The sequence below is a fragment of the Streptomyces sp. NPDC039736 genome, assembly GCF_055596485.1.
The window spans coordinates 167,681-183,396 of sequence record NZ_JBVIUQ010000006.1 but is presented as its reverse complement, the minus strand read 5'-3'; the positions used below and the strand labels follow the sequence as shown (position 1 = coordinate 183,396).

Here is a 15,716-nt window from a genome sequence, read left to right as displayed (position 1 = left end):
GGCGGAAAACTACCGCGCACCGCGTGTGCTACGCGCGTAGCTACGCCGAATTGTGAAGCAGCCTTGCTCAAAAGTGAAGCGCGGCAGGGTGGCTTCTGGTTGCGGCCGGCGGGGGCGGGGCCGCGCCGGGTACAGGAATCGGGGCCTGAGGAGCCGCGTGCGCGACTCCTCGGGCCCCGTCCTCAAACGGTGGCTCAGAGGGTGGACTTGACCGTGATGGCGCCGTCCACGATCTTCTTCTTCGCCTCGTCCAGCTTGGCCTGGACGTCCTTCAGGTGGTCACCGGTGGTGGTGAGGGTGACGCCGTTCTCCGCGAGGGAGTAGGTCGAGGTGCCCGTCTTCGGCTTGCCGTCCTTGATGGACTTGGCCAGCTCGAAGACACCGGCGTCGACGTTCTTCACGACGGAGGTGAGGATCGACGTCTTGTACTTCGACAGCGACGGGTCCAGGGCCTGGTCGGAGTCGACGCCGATCGCCCAGGCGCCCTTGACGCCCGCGACGGCCTCGATGGCGCCGGCGCCGGAGCCGCCCGCGGCCGCGAAGATCACGTCGATCTTCTTGTCGAGCATGCCGTTGGCCGCGGCCTTGCCCTTGTCGGGGCTGCCGAAGCCGGACAGGTCCGTACCGGTGGTCAGGTACTGGATCTGCACCGAGGCGTCCGGCTTGGTGTCCTTGACGCCCTGCTGGAAGCCGGCGGCGAACTTCTTGATCAGCGGGATGTCGACACCGCCGATGAAGCCGATCTTGCCGTCCTTGGACTTGTTGGCGGCCGCGACGCCCGCCAGGTAGGAGCCCTGCTCCTCGGTGAAGACGATGCTGTTGATGTTCTTCGCCTCGGCGATCGAGTCGACCAGGCCGAAGGTGGTCTTCGGGTGCTTCTTGGCGACCTTGTCCAGGGCGTCCTTGTACGCGAAGCCGACGGCGACGACGGGGTTGAAGCCGCCCTCGGCCAGCGAGGCGAGGCGCTGCTCGCGGTCGGCCGGGGTCTCACCGGTCTTGGCGGTGAGCTCCTTGGTCTCGGCGCCCAGGTCCTTCTTGGCCTTGTCCAGGCCGCGCGCGGCGGAGTCGTTGAACGAGTTGTCACCACGGCCGCCGACGTCGTAGGCCATGCCTATCTTGAGCTTGCCGCCCTCGCTGGAGCCGGAGCCCCCGGTGGACGACTCGCCACACGCGGTGGCGGTGAAAGCGAGGGCCGCAGTGGCGATGCTCGCAGCAGCGATCTTGGATACCCGGCGCACGGGACGCTCCTTCAACCTGACCGAAGCGCCTCTGTCCGGCGCTGGTTTCGCGGCGATCGTAACGCGCGTAGATGCCGGTTAAGGACCCGTTCATGAGTCGTTATCGGATCGTCGCGCGTTCGATTCGCCAGGGTGTGTCGTACATAAGCAAGGTACATACTCACAACGGACATTGCGACCGGAGCTGGAGGAAAGCACAAAGGGCGCCCTCGGTGCACCGAAAGGTGTGCCGGGGCGCCCCGCGCTCGCTGACGAAGCCGAGCCCGTTGTGCCGTGCGCGCTAGCCCTTGGCGTCCATCAGCGCGGCCGCCGTGAAGAGCTCGACGCCGACCGTGATCGCGCTCTCGTCCACGTCGAAGTCGCCGCGGTGCAGGTCGCGCTTGACGGTGTCGCCCGGGGTGCGCACGCCCAGGCGGGCCATGGCGCCGGGGACCTCTTCGAGGTACCAGGAGAAGTCCTCGCCGCCGAGGCTCTGCTCGGTGTCCTCGATGGAGTGCGGACCGAGCCGGGCGGTCATGGCGTTGGCCAGGAGCTCGACGACCGCTCCGTCGTTGACCACGGGCGGGACGCCCCGGATGTAGTTGATCTGGGACTTCGCGCCGTGCAGGTCGGCGATGTCGGCGACGGCCGCGTGGATGAGGTCGGGGGCCTCGCGCCAGGTGTTCAGGTCCAGGCAGCGGACCGTGCCGGCGATCTCGGCGTGCATCGGGATGACGTTGCAGGCGTGGCCGGACTCGATGCGGCCCCAAGTGACGGAGAGCCCGGAGCGGGCGTCCACGCGGCGCGCGATGACCGCGGGGACCTCGGTGGCCACCTTCGCCACGGCCGTCACGAGGTCGGTGGTCAGGTGCGGGCGGGCCGTGTGTCCGCCCGGCCCGTCAAGGGCGATTTCCAGCCGGTCGCAGGCCGACGTGATGGGGCCCACCCGCAGGCCGATGCGCCCCGCGTCGACCTTGGGGTCGCAGTGCACGGCGATCATGCGGCCGACGCCCCGGAGCACGCCCGCCTTGATCGCGTCGGCGGCCCCGCCCGGCAGCACTTCCTCGGCGGGCTGGAACAGCAGCCGTACCGCGCGCGGCAGGCGTCCCCTGCGGTCCAGCTCGGCGAGGACCAGGCCCGCGCCGAGGACGACGGTCGTGTGCACGTCGTGCCCGCAGGCGTGCGCCCGGTCCGGAACGGTGGAGCGGTAGGCCACACCGGTCTTGGCGTCCGGAATCGGGAGCGCGTCGATGTCCGCCCGCATCGCGAGCATCGGCGTCACGCCGTCCCACTCGCCGATGTCGCAGATGAGCCCGGTTCCGCCGGGGAGCACGCGCGGCGTCAGGCCCGCCTTCTCCAGGCGCGCCTTGATGGCGGCGGTGGTGCGGAACTCCTGGTTGCCGAGCTCGGGGTGCATGTGCAGGTCCCGGCGGAAGGCGATCAGTTCGGCACGCAGCGCGTCGGGCAGCGTGCCGGGCAGATCGTCTCCGGCGTCGGGACCGGCTTCGGACACGAGGGAGATCAACTGGTTCACCCCGTCAACGGTAGGCGCAATCGACACCCGATTGCCTACCCATCGGGAAAACTTCAGCCCGATCGGCGTAAGAAAAATGGATGACGAAGGTGTGTCCAGGATGTAAGACGGGTATCAAGCGAGGTTACGTCACGGGCAGCACGCGGAGTTTCCGCACGTCACGGGCGGTCTGGCTCACTCCGGCGAGGAATCCCCGGGCGCGCGGCGAGGCGTCGGCCGCCAGCCATCCGGGATCCACGTCACACACCGCAACTCTCACGTCCGTCCCCACGAGTGCCCTGGGGAGCGTGTGTACGACCGTGGAGGGGAAGCTCAGGATCGTACGCCCGATCGGGCCTCGGCGGGCGATGAGTTCGAGGGGCAGATCGGGGCGGACGATCTCCAGGCCGGTCTCCCGGGCGAGCCGGTGCAGTTTGTCGGTGTTCTCGCGGCGGTGGGCGAAGTAACGGGTGGCGCCGTGGTCGAGGGTGAGCGAGCGGACCGCGCCGATGTAGTGCTCCAGGTCGACCACGCCGGTCTCCACCAGCGAGGTGCCGACCAGGTCGGCGGTGCGGGTGAGGCGGGGCGGGCCGAAGCGGGAGCGGGTCCAGGCCAGCTCGTTGGCGGTGACGGTGATGCCGGGCAGGGCCTCGGTGAGGGGCATCGCGGTGAAGAGTTCCACGGTGCGCCGGGGGCCGGGGGCCAGGCGGCGGCGCGCGGAGGTGGTGACGGGGGCGAGGAGGAGTTCACGGGCCCCGCCGCCGGTGCCGCGCCGGTGCCAGCGCACCAGGCGCTCGCCGCGGGCGAGCTGTCCGGCGAACTCCATGGTGGCGGTGCCGTCGTCGACGACGACCAGGTGCGGGGCCTTGACGAGGGTGAGCAGGAGCTGGACGTACCGGGAGAAGGGGTCGCCGATGACGACCGTTCCGGCCCGTCGCAGGGCGGGGGCGAGCCCTGCGACGGTGCGCAGCGGCGCCCCGGCCCCCTCGCGGGCGTCCTCCCAGCGCACCGCGCAGCCCTCGCCGCGGGCGAGCTCGGCCATCCGGCGGAGCTGGCCGCGGGACATGGGGTCGCGGGGGGAGAGGACGACGACGGTCAGGTCCGCCATGTCGAACGGCTCGGCGGCCGCCCGGGAGACCGCCGGGACGGCGGGCCGGGGGGACGCCTGGCCGGTGGCCCGGCCGGTGGCCCGGGGAGCGGCCTGGGCGGTGGCCTGGGCGTGGGCCCATTCCAGGACGTTCAGGAGCTGGACGGGGCTTTCGACGAAGGCGAGCGTGCCGGGGGTGTGCGGGGCGCCGGTGCTGGGGGTCATGGCCGTCAGACTCCTGCGGGTGCGGGCTGGGGGTCGGTTGCCTCCGCCTGGGCGACGACGCCCGGGACGCGGCGGAGCTTGCGCATGGGGGCGAGCTCGGACTCGTAGACCTTCTTGACGCCGTCGCCGAGGGAGGCCTCGATGGTGCGGATGTCGCGCACGAGGCGGGTGAGGCCGCCGGGCTCGACGGAGGCGGCCTGGTCGGAGCCCCACATGGCGCGGTCGAGGGTGATGTGCCGCTCGACGAAGGCGGCGCCGAGGGCGACGGCGGCGAGGGTGGTCTGGAGGCCGGTCTCGTGGCCGCTGTAGCCGATGGGGACGTTGGGGTACTCGGCCTGGAGGGTGTTGATGACGCGGAGGTTCAGCTCGTCGGCGACGGCGGGGTAGGTGGAGGTGGCGTGGCAGAGCAGGATGTTGGCGCTGCCGAGGACCTCCACGGCGTGCCGGATCTGGGCCGGGGTGGACATGCCGGTGGACAGGATGACCGTGCGGCCGGTGGAGCGCAGCGCGCGCAGCAGCTCGTCGTCGGTGAGGGAGGCGGAGGCGACCTTGTGGGCGGGGACGTCGAACTTCTCCAGGAAGGCGACGGCCTCGGTGTCCCACGGGGAGGCGAACCAGTCGATGCCGCGCTTCTCGCAGTGGGCGTCGATGGCGCGGTACTCGTCCTCGCCGAACTCCACGCGGTGGCGGTAGTCGATGTACGTCATGCGGCCCCAGGGGGTGTCGCGCTCGATGTCCCACTGGTCGCGCGGGGTGCAGATCTCGGGGGTGCGCTTCTGGAACTTCACGGCGTCGCAGCCGGCCTCGGCGGCGGCGTCGATCAGGGCGAGGGCCTTGTCGAGGTCGCCGTTGTGGTTGATGCCGATCTCACCGGTGATGTAGACGGGGTGGCCGGGGCCGGCGGTCTTGCTGCCGAGGGTGCGCAGGCGGGTGGTGTCGCTCATGTGGTGCTTCCTTAAGGGGTGGTGGGGGTGGTGCTCTTGCGTGGGGTGCTGAGGCTCGGGCCAAGGAGCCAGGCGGCGATCTCGCGGAGTGCTCCGCGGCCGCCGGGGGTGGTGGTCACGGCGCGGGCGGCGGCCCGCACGTGGTCGTGGGCGTCGGCCACGGCGACGGGCCAGCCGACGAGGGAGAAGCAGGGGAGGTCGTTGACGTCGTTGCCGACGTAGAGGACCCGGGAGGGGTCGATCTCCTGTTCCGCGCACCACTCCTTGAGCGCGACGTCCTTGCGTTCGACGCCGTGCAGGACGGGGATGCGGAGCTTGCGGGCGCGGGCGGCGACGACGGGGTTGACCTCGGTGGAAAGGGTGAGGAGGGGCAGTCCGCCGGCGCGCAGGGCGGCGATGCCGAGCCCGTCCCCGCGGTGCACGGACACCACCTCGTGCCCGTCCGCGTCGATCCACACCCGGTCGTCGGTCTGGGTGCCGTCGAAGTCCATGACGAGGGCGTCGATGTCGCCGAGCGCGGGGCGCCGGGGCGCGTCGAGCAGGGGCGCGAGGGCGCGGGCGCGGGCCAGGTCGTGCGGGTCGTCGATCTCCAGGACCCGGGCCGCGTCGGTACGGACCAGCTCGGTGCGGCCGAAGAAGCGGTGCCGGTGGGTGCGGAAGCCCGCGACGTCCATGGCGTAGGCGGCTCCGGTCTCCAGGAAGTCCTGGGGACGGTCCTGCCGCCGGGGGCGGTGGGCCTTGTCGTGGTTGACCCCGGTCCCGGTGGCGGCTTCCTCCGGCCCGCTCCCGGCGCCTTCCGGACCGCTTCCGGCACCTTCCGGTCCGCTTCCGGTGCCCTCCGGCCCGCTCCCGCTGCCGGACGGACGCTCGGCGTCCTCCGGTCCGCCCTCCTCCCGCCACACGAACCCGTGGAAGGGGGCCACCGTCACCGCGCTGTCCGCGCCCGCGAGGACCGCCGCCGCCACCCCGTCCACGTCGGCCGCGGTCACGAACGGGCTGGTGCACTGCACCAGGAGCACCACGTCCACGGGGGCCGCCTGCGCGTCCAGCGCGTGCAGCACCGCCGCCTCGCTGGAGGCCGTGTCCCCGGACAGCTCGGTCGGCCGGACCACCACCTCCGCCCCGGCGGCCAGCGCCACCCCGGCGATCTCCTCGTCGTCCGTGGAGACCACGACCTCGGTGACGTGGCGCGCCGCGAGGCAGGCCCGTACCGCACGGACCACCAGGGGCACTCCCCCGACCGGAGCCAGGTTCTTGCCGGGCACTCCCTTGGAGCCGCCCCGGGCGGGGATCACGGCCAGCACCGAGCGTTCCATCACAGCTCTCCCATCCGTCGAATGACCGGTGCGACCCTCTGCACCCCGTGCCGGTACGCCCCCCGCGCCGCCTCCCTGACCGCCTCGCGCACCACTCGCCGCACCCCGGTCGCCTCCGCGCGCGGGGTCTCGTCGAGGCGGTGGCGGGCGAGGATGCCGGGGAGGTATCCGGTGGCGGTGGCGGTGCTGTAGTACGGCGACACCGGCGGCAGCACGGGCCGGGCGAGGAGGGCGTCGATCCGTTCCCGTACGGCGTCGTACGGGTCGCCGTGCGCGGACACCCCGTGCTCCCGCAGCCACTCCTGCGACGCCTGCGGGCGCTGCCCCGCGTCCAGCGCGTCCCAGGAGGTCAGGCAGCCGGAGCCGAGGAAGTGGTGGTTGCCGAGGGGTTCGCGGACGCCGAGGTCGGTGAGGATCGCGGTCGGGATGCCCCGGTGCAGGGACTCCAGGGCGGCGGTGGAGCTGACGGTGACCAGCAGGCCCGTGCGGTCCAGCACCTCGCCCATGTGCCCGTACGCGAGACGGAAGTTGGCGGGCGTGTCGAGGTCCCGTACGAGACGCTGGTAGGGCAGTTCCTCGATGTGGGTGGTGTGCTCGCCGGGCTTGCTGCGCAGCTTGAGGACGACCTCCCGCCCGGGGTGCAGCCGTGCGTGCTGCACGAGCCGCCGCAGCAGGTAGGCCCGGTCCGCGCGCCGTTCCGGCACCGAGGGCTGCGCGGCGAAGACCACCGCGTCGGCGGCTCCGGTGTGGGGCGTGCCGCCGAGGAAGGGGAGCGCGGCGCGGGTGACGGCGGACGCGTCGGCGCCCACCCCTTCGTACACCTGCGTGAACCGCCGCTCGTCATACGGGGAGTTGGCGAGGACGACGTCCGCGCCGTGCCGCAGCAGCAGGCCGTCCGCGAGCTTCTCGTAGACGACGCCCACGTACCCGGTGACGAGCACCGGCCGGCGCTCGTGGCCGGGCCACAGCCGTGCCATGCCGTGCAGCAGCGCCTGTACGGAGCCGCCGACGAGGGCGAGCACGACGACGTCGTACGGTCCCCGCTCGACGGCCGTCAGGAATTCCGCCCCGGTCACCTCGCGCGGCTGCCCCCACTCGACTCCGACTTCGGAGAGCTGACGCGCCGTGGGGGTCGCCCGGCCGCGCAGCAGAAAGCCGTGCAGCTCCGCGTCCGCACACCCCTCGGCGATGCGGCGCGCCGTCAGCGCACCCCATTTCCAACGCGTGTCCGAATCCGCAATTACGGCAACTCGCAGGGAATTCCTCGCACGTGCCGTGCCGGTGAATGTCGCTCTGGTGACTGTGGGCACGACGGACAAGTTAGGGACCGGTTCCACTGGGCGGCCCAACTCGGCTGCAACAAAGGGTTAACAGGAGTCGACGGGCGTGACGCACCCAGAATTCGGGGGCGAATACCCGCGCCCTTCACCGCCCGGACACGGCCGGTTCATCCGGCATCCGCCCCCGCGCCCTAATGTCGCGGCCGTGGTCAAGCTCTCCGTCGTCGTGCCGTTCTACAACGTGCAGACATACGCTCCCGATGCCCTGCGAAGTCTGCGCGCGAACACCCGCGCCGACTTCGAATTCCTCCTCGTCGACGACTGTTCGACGGACGCGACCCCGGAGCTCCTGGCCCGGGCGGAGCGCGACCTCCCCGGGGCGGTGCTGCTCAGACACGAGCGCAACGGCGGCCTGGCGACGGCCCGCAACACGGGCCTGGACGCGGCGCGCGGCGAATACCTGACCTTCCTGGACGGCGACGACTGGCTGGCTCCGGGCTACCTGAGCCAACTCGTCGCCGTCGCCGAGGAGTTGGACTGCGACTTCGTACGGACGGACCACGTGCAGTGCACGGGGCGCACGCGCGTGGTGCAGCGCGTTCCGCACGGGCGGCGCGGCGAGTCGCTCTCGCCGCGGGCGGCGATCCTGCCCGCCGACCGCTCCACGTCGGTGGACTACGCGTACGCCTGGGCGGGCGTCTACCACCGGCGGCTGCTGGACCGCGGGCTGCTGCACTTCACGGACGGGCTGCGCACGGCGGAGGACCGGCCGTGGATCTGGCGGCTGCACCGGGAGGCGCGGTCCTTCGGCGTGGTGGGGCTGCTCGGCGTCTTCTACCGGCGCGGCATCGCGTCCTCCCTGACCCAGATCGGAGACGTACGGCAGCTCGATTTCATCCGCGCATTCGACCAGGTCCTGGAAGAAACGGCACGGGACGTGGACGCGCGCACCCTGCTGCCGAAAGCCGTGCGCACCTACTGCGCGATCATTTCCCACCACTTGGGAAGTGCGGACAACTCAAAAAGGTTCGAACCGGCGGTGGCGAGGAAATTGCGGACAATGAGTGCGGCGGCGCTGCGGAGAATGCCGCAGGGAATTCTGGCGGAGGCGCTGAACGCGATGGACGCGGACCGCGCGTCACGGCTGCGCCGGCTGCGCCGCGGGCTGGGGGCGGCGGCGTGAGCACCGTCCAGCTCTTCCTCGCCTCGACCCTGTACGGCACGGCCACCCTGGCCGCCGCCCTGGACGGCGGCCGCTTCCCGCCCGCCGACCGGCGCATCCTGCTGGCCAGCAACAACGCCCCGACTCCGGAGACCACGCCGCCGTTCACGCAGGCCCCGGGCTTCGAGACGCTCCGGACGCGCTTCGACGACGTACTCGACTGGAACGCGACGATCCGGCCGCTGCATCCGTCCGGGTGGACGCCGCGGCCGGACGACGTGCCGTTGTGGGAACGGCAGTTGAGGGACGTCTGGGGCCTCGGGGACTGTTCGGTCACGCTGGTCCTGGAGTCGGTCCAGGTGGCGCCCGCACAGGCGGTGGCGCAGCTCTTCCCGGACGCGCCGATCGAGGTGTACGCGGACGGGCTGATGAGCTACGGCCCCACCCGCAACAAGCTGGACCCGCTGATTGGGGGGCGGGTGCGGCGGCTGCTGCACCTGGATCTGGTGGCGGGGCTGCGGCCGTTGCTGCTGAGCGAGTTCGGGGTGCCGGCGGAGGTCGTGCCGTCGGCCGACTTCCTGCGGGTGCTGGCGGAACTTCCGTACCCGGACGACGACCTGCCGCCGGACCCGGCTCCGGCGCTGCTCCTCGGGCAGTATCTCGCCGCGCTGGACATCCTCACCGTAGCGGAGGAAGAGGCCCTGCACGTACGGATGCTGCGGGGGGCGGTGGCGCGCGGGCACCGGCGGGTGGTCTTCAAGCCGCACCCGTCGGCCCCGGCGGGCTGGTCGCGCCGGCTGGAGGAGGAGGCGGCGGCGCTCGGCGCGGAGCTGACGGTCTTCGGCTCGCCGCTCCTCGCGGAGGTCCTCTTCCGGCGGCTGCGCCCGGCGCTGGTGGTGGGGTGCTTCTCCACGGCGCTGTTCACCGCGCACGCACTGTACGGGATCCCGGTGGCGCGGGTCGGCACGGACGTACTGCTGGAACGCCTGGCACCGTACGAGAACAGCAACCGTGTCCCGGTGACGCTGGCGGACGCGCTCCTGCCGGATCTGGAGGGGCCCGGGACGCCGCCGCTCGCGGCGCCCGCGCTGGTCGCCGCGGTGGGTTACGCGATGCAGCCGCAGGTCCTCGCGGGGCGGCGGGCGGACGCGGAACGCTACCTCCGCACGGGGCTTTCCCCGCGCACCCGCCGCTACTTCAAGCGGCGGCGGCTGACGGCGCTGGGTCTGCCGGGCGGACTGCCGCGACGGCTGGCGTTCGTCCCGCGCAATCCGACGGTGCGGCGGGTGGCCCGGAGGGTGAGGCGGTTGGCGGCTTGAGGGGGGTGGGTCCGGTGGTGGGTGTGGAGGGGTGGTGGGTGTGGAGATCCGGTGGCCAGTGCGGGGCGGGCAGTGCGGGGCGGGCGGGCCCGGTGGCCGGTGCGGGGCGGCGGGCCCGGTCAGCCCCGTGGCGAGCCCGGGCCTCGGGGTGCGTGTCGCGTCGCGGGGTGCCCCTCCTGGTACCCAGGTACTACGCGGGAATTGGACCCACGGGTTGACGTCCCGGGGGCTGCCGTCGGCCTACCTTCGAATCACTGGCAGCCGGCCCCACCAGCACCCGGACCACCGAAGGGAGTCCCCATGGCCACCCGTATCCCACGCCGCCACCTCGTCATCGCCTTCCTCGCCCTCGCCCTGCACATTCCGCTGACGCAGGCCCTGGACGCCCCGGCCGGTCCGGAAGCGGCGGTGGTCGGCCTCACTCCCTGACGAGCACCCTCCGCCCGTGGGGGTTCGAAACCCCCGAACTATCTGGTCACCGCCGCCCGGCCCCACCGGGCCAGCCGAGCGCGGGCGTCTTGTCCGGCTGACGTCCTGCCCGGCTGAGGGCCGACTCGCCCGGGGCCGGTGCCCCCCCCCGGGGGGCGGTCAGCCCCGGGCCGTCCCGGCCGCGTACCGCTTGAGGTCTTCCTTGCGTACGGCGGCCACCTTGAAGACGCGCTCGTCCGTCGCCGCCCCCGGCCCCTCCAGGACGAGTTCGCGCTCCGCCACCCGGACGTTCGCCGTGCAGCTCCCGGCCGGTGCGGACCAGAGGGGGCGGGCGTCGGGGACGTCCAGGAGGCGGCGGTACGCGAAGAGCACCACGCGACGGTCGGTGAACACCAGGAACCTCCCCCGGACGGACCTGCGCCACAGGGACGCCCGGGACCAGCGCACCGGGACGGCGACCTTGAGCCGCTCCCCCTCCCCCAGCAGCGACCGCACCCGGTCCTCGTCCTTCCAGGACTGTCCGCTCTGCATGGCGATGCCCGCCACGAACACCCCCACCAGCGCAAACCGGCTGTCCCAGTCCGGCCGGTCGGCGTCGAGGATCTCGACGGCGACGAACGGCAGCGTGGCGCAGAGCAGGAACTGCACGAGGCGTGCTTCCACCAGCCGTTCCCAGCGGAACCACAGCAGGTCCGCCCGTCCCGCCGTACGCCACAGCCGGGCGAACACCGCGAGCCACGAGACCGCGAGGAACCCGAGCACGCACAGCGCGGCGACCGGATACGCCCACCGCACCGCGAAGAACAGCAGGACGGCGTAAAGCACCACGTGTCCTGCGAGGAGAACGCCCGCGCGTAAGCCCGGGCGGTCGCCGCCCCGGGCGCTCATACGACAGCGATCCCGACGCGCGGCGCGCGGCGGGTGTCGTCGCCGAGCAGCATCGACGCGAGGAAGAACAGCGCCATCGCGGCCGGGAAGAGGACCGCCCGGTAGTCCGTGGCGAGCGCGCTGAGCGCGGCGCCGAACAGGGCCAGGACGATGACCGCGACGTACAGCGCGCGGCGCGTCCGCCGACTCTCGCGACCGGACCGGCCGGGCGGGCCGGACAGACCCGGGCGACGGGCCCCGCCGGCCCGCCCGACGGGCCCCTGCGACACCGTTCGCCCGTCCGGCGACGTCTTGATGATCATCGGCTGCCCGGTGTGCAGGAGTACGCGGGACGGCAGCACCGCCATGGCCAGCGCAACGGCCGCGAGCACTCCCTGAAGCACCCGGAGGGCCACCGCCCCGTCCCCCAGCACCGTCCCGGCCAGCGCCGTCACCGCTGCGGCACCCGCCACCACCCGGGTCGTCCTTCGTACCGCCACCGCGTTTCGCCCTTCCCGCGCCCCACCCGACTCGTTCGAACTCCCATTCTCCCCTGTCCGGCGGGGCCCCACCGCTGAGCGGATCACGAGGTCCGCTCCCAGTACTCCACGTCTCCGCGCAGCGGGAACGGCACCAGTGCCCGCCGCTCGGGTTCCCCGCCGTCGGTGACGACGACGTACTTGCCGCGCAGGGCCACCGTGCGCCGGTCCGCGCGCCAGAGGCGGGTGAAGGTGTCGGAGCTGCGGCGGTACGTGAAGGCCGTGACCGTGCGATCGGTGAAGGCGAGGTAATGGCCCCCGGCCGGAAGCCCCTTCTCCACGGCCCGTACGGGAATCACCAGCCGCACCCACTCCCCCGTCGCCGCAGTCTCGCGACGGAACCGCAGCTTGATCTCCTCCGGGTCCAACGGGGGCCCCTCGCCGCCCCAGCGCCACCACAGGAAGAGGGCCCCCACCACGGACACGCCGAGGGACACCAGGACCTTCCCCCAGATCACGTCGGGCCCGAGGCGCCAGGCCGTCTGCACCAACAGCGACATCGCCAGCACCGGGAAGAGGGGCTGGGCAGTGCGATAGGCCCGCTTGAGGAACATCACCGGAACTTTCCCCCTCCCCCGCGCGCAACGGCGTCTTCGCTCGGGTTGCCCCGCTGCTCGTGCCCATGCCTGTGCCCGAGCCCGCGCCCGTACCCATGCCCGTGCCCGAGGCCGAGCCCGAGCCCGTGCCCATAAGGACTCGCCCGGTTTCGGATGCGTTGCCGGGCTCAGGTTCGGTGATCCGCCGCGATCACTCGACCGGGTGGCCGCCGCCGTCCCGGAGGACCGCCCCGATCCCTGCCACCACCGCCCGCAGCCCGGCCTCGAAGCCTTCCTCCGCCTCCGCGAAGATCACCGGGCCCGACTGCGCCGCGAGCGGGTACCGCGCGAGCCGTTCCGCCCGGGCGGCGAGGTCGTAGCGGACCGCTTCCGAGTCCACGCCCGGGGCCGGGGCCGGGCCCATCGACTGCTCCTCGATGACGTAGCCGATGGTGTAGCCGTACGCCGTGAACCAGGCCCGGGCCGCCCCGGCCGGCGTGAAGCCCCCGTCGACCAGGGCACGCAGATGGGCCTCCATCGGGGCCGCGTAGGTCAGGTCCGTGAAGTGCGTCCCGCTGTAGACCTTCGCCCCGTCGCGGTAGCGCAAGAGATGGGCGCGCAGGCCGCGCATCGCCAGCAGCAGCGCTTCGTCCCAGGTCAGACCGTCCGTGTGGCCCATGAAGTCGGCCACCATGCGGCGCAGCATCTCCGTGGCCATCTCGTCCAGCAGGGCCTGTTTGTTCTTGAAGTGCCAGTAGAGGGCCGGGGCCTTGACATCGAGCTCCTTGGCGATGAGCCGCAGGGTCAGGCCCTCGAGACCCACCTCGTTCAGCAGCCGCAGAGCCGTGTCGGCGACCCGTTCCCGGTCCAGTTTCGTCGTAGCCACCTTGACAATTTAACAGCGTTAAGCGCACGCTGACGTCCATGCGGCTTAACAGCGTTAAGGAAACGTCGGTTCTCGTCGTCGGCGCCGGCCCCGCAGGGCTCACCCTCGCCTGCGACCTCGTCCGGCGCGGTGTGGACACGCTGGTCGTCGAGCGCGCCGAACACCTCTTCCCGGGATCACGCGGCAAGGGCCTCCAACCCCGCACCCTGGAGGTCTTCGACGACTTGGGGCTCGTCGACGCCGTCCTCGCGGCGAGCGGCCCCGCCCCCATCGGCATGGCCTGGAGTGCGGACGGCTCCCGCCTCGGCCCGTACGACATGTTCGAGCCGACCGAGCGCACCGAGGCCCAGCCGTACGCGGGGCGGCCCCGGCTGATTCCCCAGTGGCGGACACAGGAGATCCTGCACGCGCGGCTCAAGGAACTGGGAGGCGAGATCGAATTCGGCGCGGAGATAAGTGAGTTGACCCAGGACGGCGAGAGTGTCACCGTCCCCCTCCGGGGTGGGCACGGCATCCGCGCCGCCTACCTCGTCGCCGCCGACGGCGGCCGCAGCGCCGTACGCAATGCACTCGGCATCCGCATGACGGGCGAGACCGTGGACCCCGCCCCCGTGCTCGTCGCCGACGTACGCATCCGGCCCGAGGCACTCGACCGCGACAACTGGCACTTCTTCCCGCAGCCGAAGGACGGCCTCCTCACCCTGTGCCACCTGCCCGGCACGGACGACTTCCAACTGATGGCGCAGTTCACGGACGAGGCCGTCACCCCCGACACCTCTCCCGACGGCATACGTCAACTCATCGCCGCACGAAGCCACTTGCGTCCGTACGACGTCACCGACGTGCTCTGGACCTCCGACTTCCGCCCGCGCGCCGCCCTCGCCGACCGCTTCCGTGACGGACGCGCCTTCCTCGTCGGAGACGCCGCGCACATCCATTCCCCGGCGGGCGGCCAGGGCTCAACACCTCCGTGCAGGACGCGTACAACCTCGGCTGGAAGCTCGGACAGGTACTGCGGTACGGAGCCGATCCCGCCCTCCTCGACACGTACGAGCAGGAGCGGCGCCCGGTGGCGGCGCACATGCTCGACCTCAGCACGAAGGTGCACCGGGGAGAGCTGCAGCGGGGCCCCGCCACCCAGCAGTTGGGGCTCGGGTACCGGGGCGGGCCGCTGTCGGCCGGGGCGGCGGGGCTGCTGGAGGCGGGCGACCGGGCACCCGATGCCCTGCTCGCGGGCGGGGGCCGGCTGTTCGACGCGTACCGGGGACCGCACTTCACACTGCTGGCGGCGGGGGCGCCGGCGGGGCTGGACCTGGGTCCGTACACGAGGGAATGGCTGCGGGTCCTGCACACCCCGGGCTTGGCGGCGTACGGCACCGGACTCTTCCTCGTGCGACCGGACGGACATCTGGCCTGGGCGGGGTACGGAGTGGACGGCGAACTGGATTCCTGCCTCGCGCGATGCGCCGCCGTGGCCGAGCGCGCTACCGCGGCGGCCGGTCGCCGGCCGTGAGGATCGGGCGGTCCGCGAGGGTGTCGGCGTCGGCTGCTGTGTCGGCGCGTTCGAGGACGACGACCGGGAGGGTGCGTGTGGTCTGCGCCTGGTAGTCGGCGTAACCGGGGGACACACGCACGATCCTCGCGAAGAGGCGGTCGCGGTGTTCGCCCTCGGCCGGGACGGCGACGGCGCGGAAGGAACTCGTGCCGACCTCCACCTCCACGGCCGGGTGGGCGAGGACGTTGTGGTACCAGGCAGGGTGCCGGTCGGCGCCCAGGTTGGAGCCGGTGACGAGGAGCCGGCCCTCCTCGGTGCGGACGTAACCGAGCGGGACGGTGTGCTGCTTGCCGGACTTCGCGCCGGTGGTGGTGAGGAGGAGCAGGTCGCCGCCCGCGAAGGGGCCGCCCACCTTTCCGCCGTTGGCGCGGAACTCGTCAATGACCCATTGGTTGAAACTCATGCGGTGTCGACAACTCCTGAACAGGTGGGGGTGACTCCGCGGCAGCGGGACGCCGTGAAACAGCGCGGCCGTGCGGCACGGAGTAACGGGGAAGGGGGAGACGGGGTGGTGCGGGGACGCGGAACGGCAGCGTCAGGTGGTGAAGGGTGCGGAGTCTCGGCTCATCGCATGGCCCCCTGTGAGAAAGGTGCCGGCTCGGTCACCGGCCTGCCCACTTCTCTGTGGCCGGGACCGCGCTGCACGACGCCCATTACAGGCCGTCCGGTCCGGAGGTGTCAACAGTGCTCCGCACCAGCCCGGGCCACGGAGAGGACGTCGGTCCCGAACAGGGACACGGCGGGGCAGCGGAGGCAAGGAAAAGGAGGCGCGGGCGGGACCGGGGGAACGAATCCCGCCCGCGCCAGGTGCGCAGAGCCGCAGGTACGGGGGGAACCCCGG

The 15,716-nt window shown here is 72.3% G+C and carries 13 protein-coding genes and 2 pseudogenes; 4 read left to right on the top strand and 11 right to left on the bottom strand.

Going from position 1 to position 15,716, the window contains the following annotated elements:
* Positions 1-194: 194 nt before the first annotated feature.
* From ACZ56L_RS20255 to ACZ56L_RS20230, 6 genes are all read right to left on the bottom strand, one after another.
* Positions 195-1,238 (bottom strand): BMP family lipoprotein, encoded by a 1,044-nt coding sequence (locus tag ACZ56L_RS20255; RefSeq protein ID WP_345228793.1) that lies wholly within the window; start codon positions 1,236-1,238, stop codon positions 195-197.
* A gap of 280 nt (positions 1,239-1,518) precedes the next feature.
* Complete coding sequence (locus ACZ56L_RS20250; protein ID WP_401757019.1) at positions 1,519-2,742, bottom strand: amidohydrolase; 1,224 nt, start codon at positions 2,740-2,742, stop codon at positions 1,519-1,521.
* A 133-nt stretch (positions 2,743-2,875) separates the two neighbouring features.
* Positions 2,876-4,042, bottom strand: coding sequence for a hypothetical protein (locus ACZ56L_RS20245; RefSeq protein WP_471065416.1), 1,167 nt, complete (start codon positions 4,040-4,042; stop codon positions 2,876-2,878).
* Between the two features lie 5 nt (positions 4,043-4,047).
* Positions 4,048-4,986, bottom strand: coding sequence for an N-acetylneuraminate synthase family protein (locus ACZ56L_RS20240; protein WP_471065414.1), 939 nt, complete (start codon positions 4,984-4,986; stop codon positions 4,048-4,050).
* A gap of 11 nt (positions 4,987-4,997) precedes the next feature.
* Positions 4,998-6,302 (bottom strand): cytidylyltransferase domain-containing protein, encoded by a 1,305-nt coding sequence (locus tag ACZ56L_RS20235; RefSeq protein WP_471065412.1) that lies wholly within the window; start codon positions 6,300-6,302, stop codon positions 4,998-5,000.
* Positions 6,302-7,612, bottom strand: coding sequence for a DUF6716 putative glycosyltransferase (locus tag ACZ56L_RS20230; RefSeq protein WP_380837250.1), 1,311 nt, complete (start codon positions 7,610-7,612; stop codon positions 6,302-6,304). The genes ACZ56L_RS20235 and ACZ56L_RS20230 overlap by 1 nt, the downstream gene beginning before the upstream one ends.
* A 175-nt stretch (positions 7,613-7,787) precedes the next feature.
* Here ACZ56L_RS20230 and ACZ56L_RS20225 point away from each other — a divergent pair, with 175 nt between their 5' ends.
* From ACZ56L_RS20225 to ACZ56L_RS20215, 3 genes are all read left to right on the top strand, one after another.
* Positions 7,788-8,765: a glycosyltransferase family 2 protein gene (locus ACZ56L_RS20225; RefSeq protein ID WP_471065410.1), complete on the top strand. Its 978-nt coding sequence runs from the start codon at positions 7,788-7,790 to the stop codon at positions 8,763-8,765.
* A complete protein-coding gene (locus tag ACZ56L_RS20220) occupies positions 8,762-10,063 on the top strand; it encodes a polysialyltransferase family glycosyltransferase (protein WP_471065408.1) in 1,302 nt (433 codons plus the stop codon). The genes ACZ56L_RS20225 and ACZ56L_RS20220 overlap by 4 nt, the downstream gene beginning before the upstream one ends.
* Before the next feature lie 300 nt (positions 10,064-10,363).
* Positions 10,364-10,492 (top strand): hypothetical protein, encoded by a 129-nt coding sequence (locus ACZ56L_RS20215; protein WP_468686291.1) that lies wholly within the window; start codon positions 10,364-10,366, stop codon positions 10,490-10,492.
* 159 nt (positions 10,493-10,651) lie between these two features.
* On the opposite strand, the gene ACZ56L_RS20210 is transcribed toward ACZ56L_RS20215, so the two are convergent.
* The 4 genes from ACZ56L_RS20210 to ACZ56L_RS20195 form a co-directional block, all read right to left on the bottom strand.
* Complete coding sequence (locus tag ACZ56L_RS20210) at positions 10,652-11,317, bottom strand: hypothetical protein (protein ID WP_471065405.1); 666 nt, start codon at positions 11,315-11,317, stop codon at positions 10,652-10,654.
* 59 nt (positions 11,318-11,376) lie between these two features.
* Positions 11,377-11,832 carry a hypothetical protein gene (locus ACZ56L_RS20205; RefSeq protein ID WP_471065403.1) on the bottom strand — a complete coding sequence of 152 codons (456 nt, stop codon included), beginning with the start codon at positions 11,830-11,832 and terminating at the stop codon, positions 11,377-11,379.
* Positions 11,833-11,942: 110 nt separating this feature from the next.
* On the bottom strand, positions 11,943-12,452 hold the full coding sequence (locus ACZ56L_RS20200) for a hypothetical protein (protein ID WP_471065401.1): 510 nt from the start codon (positions 12,450-12,452) through the stop codon (positions 11,943-11,945).
* 193 nt (positions 12,453-12,645) lie between these two features.
* On the bottom strand, positions 12,646-13,329 hold the full coding sequence (locus ACZ56L_RS20195) for a TetR/AcrR family transcriptional regulator C-terminal domain-containing protein (protein ID WP_471065712.1): 684 nt from the start codon (positions 13,327-13,329) through the stop codon (positions 12,646-12,648).
* 29 nt (positions 13,330-13,358) lie between these two features.
* Here ACZ56L_RS20195 and ACZ56L_RS20190 point away from each other — a divergent pair.
* Positions 13,359-14,833 (top strand): annotated as a pseudogene (locus tag ACZ56L_RS20190) (FAD-dependent monooxygenase).
* Positions 14,834-14,840: 7 nt separating this feature from the next.
* Here the strand turns inward: ACZ56L_RS20190 and ACZ56L_RS20185 are convergent.
* Positions 14,841-15,278: pseudogene (locus ACZ56L_RS20185) on the bottom strand (nitroreductase family deazaflavin-dependent oxidoreductase); the annotation flags it as partial.
* Between the last annotated feature and the right edge of the window lie 438 nt (positions 15,279-15,716).

What these genes read in the sequence shown, in the direction of transcription:
- ACZ56L_RS20245 (WP_471065416.1), bottom strand. Translation starts at nt 4,042, where the DNA reads ATGACCCCCAGCACCGGCGCCCCGCACACCCCCGGCACGCTCGCCTTC.
- ACZ56L_RS20240 (WP_471065414.1), bottom strand. Translation starts at nt 4,986, where the DNA reads ATGAGCGACACCACCCGCCTGCGCACCCTCGGCAGCAAGACCGCCGGC.
- ACZ56L_RS20235 (WP_471065412.1), bottom strand. Translation starts at nt 6,302, where the DNA reads ATGGAACGCTCGGTGCTGGCCGTGATCCCCGCCCGGGGCGGCTCCAAG.
- ACZ56L_RS20215 (WP_468686291.1), top strand. Translation starts at nt 10,364, where the DNA reads ATGGCCACCCGTATCCCACGCCGCCACCTCGTCATCGCCTTCCTCGCC.
- ACZ56L_RS20200 (WP_471065401.1), bottom strand. Translation starts at nt 12,452, where the DNA reads ATGTTCCTCAAGCGGGCCTATCGCACTGCCCAGCCCCTCTTCCCGGTG.